This window comes from Rossellomorea vietnamensis (assembly GCF_008180615.1).
Classification (GTDB): domain Bacteria; phylum Bacillota; class Bacilli; order Bacillales; family Bacillaceae_B; genus Rossellomorea; species Rossellomorea vietnamensis_D.
The window spans coordinates 102,885-110,143 of sequence record NZ_VTEH01000016.1; the positions used below are offsets into that span (position 1 = coordinate 102,885).

Sequence of the window (7,259 nt, forward strand, 5' to 3'; positions counted from 1 at the left end):
AAATAGAGGAGATGTAAAGATGAAGAAAATAGGAATTTTGCTGGCAGCCTTCGTATTATTTTTAGCAGGCTGTGTCCAGACTGAATCAGATGTACAAGAAGGGCCGACATCAGATCCAAAAGGTGAAGTACCAGAGATTGAAATTTTAGGGATGGCTGCAAGCGAGGATGATATGAACATTTTGCGTGACCAGTTGACGAAAAATGGTTTTGACGTAAAGCTTAATATCCAGCCTGATTACGGCAGCTTCACCTCTCAAAAGGAAGCGGGCAACTACGATCTGGCAGTAAACAGTTGGACAACCGTAACCGGTAACCCTGATTATGCTGTTCGTTCATTATTCACTTCTGACGGTGACAACAGCTTGTTTGCTGATGAGAAAGCGGATGAGTTAGTGGAACAAGCTGCTAAGGAATTGCCTGAAGAATATCAAGAAACCTATAAAGAGCTGGAACAGCATGTGGTATTGGACAATGCCTACATTGCACCGTTGTTCAATTCGTATAAAGCTCAAGCTGTTAATGATCAGGTAGTCGATGAATCAACTGTGCGTTTACCAAAATCCAGGGCGCAGGTATGGGAACAGTACGACTTCGTGGACCAATCGAAACGTGACAGCGAGCCGTTGATTGTTCATCAATCCATTGGTTCTTTAACTTCTTTAGATCCTATTAAAGGGAATGACGGTTCGATCAATACATTAAATACAAACATGTATGTACGATTAGTCAACCTGACAGATGATGATCAGGTAGTATCCGATGGTTCACTTTCTTTAAACCACGCAATATCTGAGGGCAGTGAAGATTACTACTTCTTGCTAAGAGATGATATCCATTTTGCGGCTGTCAATGACAATCAAGCAGTGGATACCGGTGAACTGGTAGGTGCAGAAGATGTCGTGTTTTCTCTGAACCGGGCGAAGGATCCGAAATCCGTTCCGGACCACCGTACATTCAGTCTTCATGAAAACATGGATTCCATCTCAATCGTTAATGATGTAAGCGAGCTTGATGGAAAAACAGCAGATGGCAAAACCATCCGCGAAGCCCTGGAAGCAGGAGTAGACCAGGAAATCACCCAGCTGGTGGATGATAAGACAAAAGTGAAAAATAATTCCGGTGTTTATCAGGTGGTCAAAGTAACCACGGTTAACCCATTCCCGCAGGTGTTGAACTATCTGGCGCACCAATCTGCCGGTATTGTTTCACAAAAACAAGTGGAAAGCATCAATACGTATGACGTAGAAAGCTTCGATGTGAATACAGATGTACCTTACGGCGATCAAAGAACCGTAACAGAAGGCGGCAGCTATAATAATCACTTGTATGCCAGCGGTCCATATATCTTAACGGTTAAAAATGACTATGAAGCACAATTTGTGAAAAATCCTGCCTATATGCCAGGAACTGAAAACGAACCAAAGGTATCTGAAATTGAAGTAAAATTCATTCAAGATGCGGATAGTGCGCTATCAGCAATACGAAACGGAGAAATTCATATTCTGAATGGCGTGCCTGAAACAAAATATGATCTCGTAAACGATGACGAAAAATTAGCGCTGCAACAAAACGAAAGCAATGGAGTTTCATACCTTGCTTTCAATATGAAAGACCGTGAAGTTTCCGAAAGTGCCGCACTGCGTAAAGCCATTCTTTACTCTGTAAACCAGGAAGAATTCATCAGTTTCTACCAAGGAAACAAAATGAAAGCTGTTTCGACAGTAAGTCCCCTGGTTAAGACTGACTTAGAAGTATCGGCTGACAGTGAAAAGGCAAAAGAGTTCTTAAATGAATATCTTGAGCAATAAGTAATTAAAGAATAGATAAAGTGCCTGTCTCCAATTTTTCATAAGGAGGCAGGCATTTTTCTGTTTAGAGGTTTTTAAGTAATGCGGTTTTTCCAAAGGCTCTTTTCGCAAAGATTGTGGCTGGATAAGGTGACGCCTTATTCCATCCCGAATATCCATGCTTCACCCGGGACATGAAGGACACCTATCATTTAAAACCAGCCTCCAGGTGTCCCTCACCGGTCTCCCGAAGGACACCTAGCATTGAAAACCAGCCTCCAGGTGTCCCTCAACCAGCTCTGGAGTGACACCTAACATCGAAAACCAGCCACCTGGTGTAACTCAAACGGCTCTCGAAGGACACCTGGCATCAAAAAACAGTCTCCAGGTGTCCCTCACCCGGTTCACGAATGACACCTAGCATCGAAAACCGGACTCCTGGTGTAAACTCAAACGGCTCTCGAAGGACACCTAACATCGAAAACCAGTCTCCAGGTGTCCCTCACCCGGTTCACGAATGACACCTAGCATCAAAAAACAGCCACCAGGTGTCATTCACCGGCCTTCGAAGGACACCTAACATCGAAAAACAGCCTCTAGGTGTCCCTCACCCAGCTCCCGAAGGACATCTGGCATCGTAAAATGGACTCCAGGTGTCCCTCACCCAGCTCCCGAAGGACATCTGGCATCGAAAACCAGCCTCCAGGTGTCACTCAACCAGCTCTGGAGTGACACCTAACATCGAAAACCGGCCACCTGGTGTAACTCAAACGGCTCTCGAAGGACACCTGGCATCAAAAACCAGCCTCCAGGTGTCCCTCACCGGTCTCCCGAAGGACACCTAGCATCAAAAACCAGTCTCCAGGTGTCCCTCACCCGGTTCACGAATGACAGCTAGCATCAAAAACCAGCCACCAGGTGTCATTCACCGGCTTTCGAAGGACACCTAACATCGAAAAACAGCCTCTAGGTGTCCCTCACCCAGCTCCCGAAGGAAACCTAACATCGAAAACCACTCCTAGGATCACGATGCTTACACGAAGAATGCTTTTAACGACGGGAGAATCAGTTGATAGTGGCCGTGAGTTTCTGATCGGGATACTCACAATGGAGTCGGGCCGGGTTAATTCAAGGTCGTGTAGTGGGCAGTTTTTTTGATTGCCTATCAGCTATGAACTTCACTGTACATACAAGAGTAATATCACAAGAAAGGGACAAGCTGCAGTCTTGTCCCTTAAAAATAGGCGTATCTTATGTCAGGTCCAGTAGATTCATCTGGGTCATTTTTTATCGTGAAATGTACGAAGTTTTTCGAGGAAAAACCAACTGAAACAAAGTGGATACAAGAGCATTGGAATTGAACAAAACTACATTTTACCTCGCATTAAATCGCGTTGTCAAGAATAAATTTGCGTTTTTACCTAAAAAATGTTATAATTGGCTTTAAGTAGTTTTTTAAATGCGTGCGTTCTTAAATATCTTATAAAAACCGAAGGAAATTCAAACAGTTTTGTGAGCTTTTAAGGTAATAGGACCCGAGTTATTACACAAGGAGGACTAGTATATTGAATTTAATCGATAAGAAAGTTACACATAAGCGGTTTGGCATGGGAAGTATCGTTAAACATAATGATACAGTCATTGAAATACATTTCGCATCGGAAAATAAAAAGTTTGTTTACCCTGATGTATTTGGAGAGCATCTGGAAATACATGATCAAAATGCGGCTAATTCACTTGAAGAAATTATTCAACAGAAGGAACTGGAACAAAAAGAGGAAGAACTGAAGAAGGAAGAGGAGAAAAAGCTGCAGCGGAAATATCAGGAGCTGCGATTGGGACATGAAAAGCTCATGAGAAACCATAAGCTTCATCCCGAATCCCAAATGGTGACCTGGTGTGACACAGAAGAACAGAACACTGTCTTTTCAGAGTGGAAGGTTTCCTCTGGTGCAATCAAAAGCGGTGCCAACAAGGGTAAACCAAACAAACCGATTCGCTTGCACCAAAACAGTGCTGTCCTGCTGACGGAGATAGATTCCAGCAAGCCTGAACAAGACAGACGGATTTTGGGTGTCTTCATGGTGAAAGATGGTTTCATCGGTAAGCTGTGTGAAGATGGATCGATTCCGGCTCATGAGGAATACAGACTGCAGCTGACAGAACAAGAAGCAGATCAGATGCTTTTCTGGAAATACTATGTTAATGAAAAATCTCCGGATAAAATGACATGGAATACTGGGAAGTACCGTTATTTTGATAATGTGTGGATGGCTCAAATCCTGCAGGATATCGTTTCATTGAAAAGTGACCCTGAGGAACAAAAACAGGCACAGCAATTTTTAGATCATTTCTGTAGAATGAATCAAATTATAGAGCAGGATCTGCCGAAGCCTAATGGGGCATTGATGCGGTCTTGATGAAAATAACAAAGGATACCGCTCATTTGGAGTGGTATCCTTTTGTTTATATTTAATCCTCATTCTCAATCTCTTGCATCTCCTCATGTTTAATGCCAAAAGGAGCACCGCCCTCAGTATATCCCGCGATAAAAGCAAGTGTTTCATCAGATTCAATTAAATCCTGCAGTTCACGAGCTTCCTTTTTCCTCTTTTTGTTTTCTTTTTCCTGTTTTTGAATATCTATTAATCTTTTTATTTCTGCCCTTTCTTCGCTGCTTATGGTAAAACCAAAACTCGACAGTTCCTTCATCGAGTTCTTCAGGTTAAGACGGAACTTTTTAGAATAAGCCTTTACAATATTGTCGCCTTCATACTCGCTCACCCAGGAGATCGCTGCCTGTTGCCGTTCTTCCCTCGTAAGTCCCCAAAATTCTTTTTTCTTGCTTTTGCGTTTCTTTTTTTTAGCCAAATTTATCCCTCACTTTAAAGAATTTTTCCCATTTAGAGCTAACTATTACTATAGGAATGGGAGGGTGTTTAATGGTTAATTATAAATTGAAATCTCACCTATTGGAAGTGGTGGATAATCCGTTGAACATGAATGACCCAGTGTGTACAAGGAAAACCATTCAATAGGTTAGTGGCAGAGGGTTTTGAAGAGAATGAAACAAAAGAAATGATCGCCAGTGTCCTGACTGAAGAAATGTTTTACATGATGAAAAATGAAGAACACTTTGATGCTGAACGCTATGCAGAAAAACTGTCGCTGCTGCCGGGTTATCTTAAAGGATATGATGACGGGGATGCAGCCCCTGTTCCGGAACCTGTAAGAGGCGGACCATCCGTTGGCAGGAATGAACCCTGTCCGTGCGGCAGCGGGAAGAAGTACAAAAAGTGCTGCGGGAAATAGAAATTTTTAAAATGAAAGATAAACCGTTTATTCCGCAGAAAAGATGTTTATTTTAGAAAGTCAATATTTTTTTTGATTATCCATAGATGTATTGCTAATGTACATACATTAGCATAAGATATAAGTAAGAAAGGAGTGAGTAGCAATGGCAAAAACTACAAATCTCTCTGTGAGGCTTGAACCCGGACTTAAAGAAGAGGCTGAATTGATCCTTGGCCAATTAGGCATTCCTGTTTCGAATGCAGTAAATATCTTCCTTAAACAGGTTGTTATGCAAAGAGGTATACCCTTTGATGTTAAGCTCCCTTCAACAAAGCCTTTGGATGCTCTGAGTTTGACTGAACGGGAGTTAAATGAAGAGTTAGAAATGGGATATGCTGATTTTGTACAGGGAAACACAAAGGCTCTTGAGAAGGTTTTTTTAGAAATCCGTAATGATTAAGATATATGAAATATAGGATTGAATTAACAGAACAAGTCTCCTCAAATTTGAGGGGTATTTATTAATATATTGCTTTTACTCTGCTCGAACCTGAGATTGCTGCCAGGCAGTTAGAGCGGTTTGGAAATGCCATAATGAGTCTGGCTGAAATACCATTTAGATTTCATTCATTTGAAGCAGAGCCGTGGCATAGCCGAGGGCTCTGCCGGAAGCCAGTGGATAATTTCTCTGTTTTCTATATACCCAGAGAGAAAGGCAAAACAGTGACCATTATCCGAGTCATGTATGGAGGAAGAAATATTGACGAACAGCTGAAAAAGACTGAGTATTAAAACCTGATTTTTCGGCAAGTAAGTAAATTGTTAAACTCACATAACTATTTAAGTAAGTAAAAAGGGACGAGGCTCAGCCTAACGGGTTGGTTTCAGGGAGAGAAAATTTAAAATAACCAGTGAATTAACAAGGGTTTTAGCAAGCACTTTAGCAGCATATTTAACCTGCTATAGCGAGCAATTAGCGGTAAAAGCAAAAAGGCTTAGAAGTTTTATCTTCTAAGCCTTTTGACATTCTTCTTCCATTAACGCCCCCTTTTGTTGAATAGCATAAAGAATATCACTCTGAAAACTTACAAATACATACCTCTGTTTTATAATGGAAAGTTACTCTTTCGTTTTGTTGATATTTTGAGAATAGTTGGTGAAGTTCTGCAACAAACTCAACATACATACTATCTAGTTTTGATGGTGTGTATGATAAAGATAGTGCTCCTCCTACAAAACCTTCCTCTGTTACTGTTTGCCAATTGTCATAATATACCTTGGTGTAATCTTGTCCAAAGAAATTAAGTTTCTCTTCATCTGGGTCAAAATTAGAAATTGCGGCAGTTGTTTTGACTTTATACTTATGTAAAGCTGTTGTATATTCTTGAGCAAATTGACTGTCTGTCTGCATTTCATTCCACAAAATAAGCACATATCCATCATCTTTTAAGATTCTTTGAAATTCTTTCTTACATAAATTCTTATCAAACCAATGAAATGCCTGTGCAATAGTGATAACATCAACACTATTTTCTTTCAATGACGTTTCTTCGGCTGGAGCTTTAATAAATTGGATATTATTAATATCCTTACAATGCTTTCTGCACTCATAAAGCATTTGTTCGTTTGGCTCAATGGCCAAAACGCTGCACTCCAAACTTCCTAACATATGTGTAAGAATTCCCGTACCTGCTCCAATATCAGCTATGGTAGATTGTTTATTAACACCTAGTTCACTAAGTATTTTTAATACTTCATTTGGATAGGTTGGTCTTCCAATTGAATATTCTTTAGTTTTATTATCAAATTCATTTTTCATAATAGGTCCCCAATCTTAGCGATTAATTAATGTGTTTTTCTAAAAAAGTTAGACGTAGAATACTTTTTAAAGTTCACTTTATTCATGACAGATAGGTAAGGGTTTGAAGTTATCGCTCCCTTTTCCCCCTGCTAGCACCGTACGTGCGGCTTTCACCGCATACGGCGCCCCAACTAATCCAATTCATTCATTTCTATGTAATTAATAGAAGCACTTTGATTCCAATTTATGATTGAGTCGTTTCCGCAATGTTTTCGGAGTTCATTTACCTTTTGGATTTGTTTTTTATTTAACTCTAGAGTTTTCATTAAATCTTTCATCTTTTCAATATCCTTTAAATGAACCAGGCGGTGGACG

At 40.6% G+C, this 7,259-nt stretch carries 7 protein-coding genes; 4 read left to right on the forward strand and 3 right to left on the reverse strand.

Features of this window, described 5'->3' with window-relative positions; all coding sequences use genetic code 11:
• Positions 1-19 precede the first annotated feature (19 nt).
• Both FZC79_RS24085 and FZC79_RS17970 read left to right on the forward strand, forming a co-directional pair.
• The gene (locus FZC79_RS24085; RefSeq protein WP_148948131.1) at positions 20-1,810 is read left to right on the forward strand and encodes an ABC transporter substrate-binding protein; all 1,791 of its coding nucleotides are present in this window, start codon (positions 20-22) and stop codon (positions 1,808-1,810) included.
• A gap of 1,544 nt (positions 1,811-3,354) precedes the next feature.
• Positions 3,355-4,209, forward strand: coding sequence for a malate synthase (locus tag FZC79_RS17970; protein WP_148948132.1), 855 nt, complete (start codon positions 3,355-3,357; stop codon positions 4,207-4,209).
• Positions 4,210-4,261: 52 nt separating this feature from the next.
• Here FZC79_RS17970 and FZC79_RS17975 read toward each other — a convergent pair whose 3' ends face one another.
• Complete coding sequence (locus FZC79_RS17975; RefSeq protein WP_148948133.1) at positions 4,262-4,660, reverse strand: hypothetical protein; 399 nt, start codon at positions 4,658-4,660, stop codon at positions 4,262-4,264.
• Between the two features lie 171 nt (positions 4,661-4,831).
• On the opposite strand from FZC79_RS17975, the gene FZC79_RS23465 reads away from it, so the two are divergent.
• Together FZC79_RS23465 and FZC79_RS17990 are read left to right on the forward strand one after the other, a co-directional pair.
• On the forward strand, positions 4,832-5,101 hold the full coding sequence (locus tag FZC79_RS23465) for an SEC-C metal-binding domain-containing protein (RefSeq protein WP_252183383.1): 270 nt from the start codon (positions 4,832-4,834) through the stop codon (positions 5,099-5,101).
• A gap of 145 nt (positions 5,102-5,246) precedes the next feature.
• Positions 5,247-5,543: a type II toxin-antitoxin system RelB/DinJ family antitoxin gene (locus FZC79_RS17990; RefSeq protein ID WP_148948134.1), complete on the forward strand. Its 297-nt coding sequence runs from the start codon at positions 5,247-5,249 to the stop codon at positions 5,541-5,543.
• A gap of 612 nt (positions 5,544-6,155) precedes the next feature.
• On the opposite strand, the gene FZC79_RS18000 is transcribed toward FZC79_RS17990, so the two are convergent.
• Both FZC79_RS18000 and FZC79_RS23475 read right to left on the reverse strand, forming a co-directional pair.
• The gene (locus tag FZC79_RS18000; RefSeq protein WP_148948135.1) at positions 6,156-6,902 is read right to left on the reverse strand and encodes a class I SAM-dependent methyltransferase; all 747 of its coding nucleotides are present in this window, start codon (positions 6,900-6,902) and stop codon (positions 6,156-6,158) included.
• Between the two features lie 173 nt (positions 6,903-7,075).
• Positions 7,076-7,259 (reverse strand): hypothetical protein (locus tag FZC79_RS23475; protein WP_215727442.1); only part of this gene is annotated, 184 nt, incomplete at its 5' end.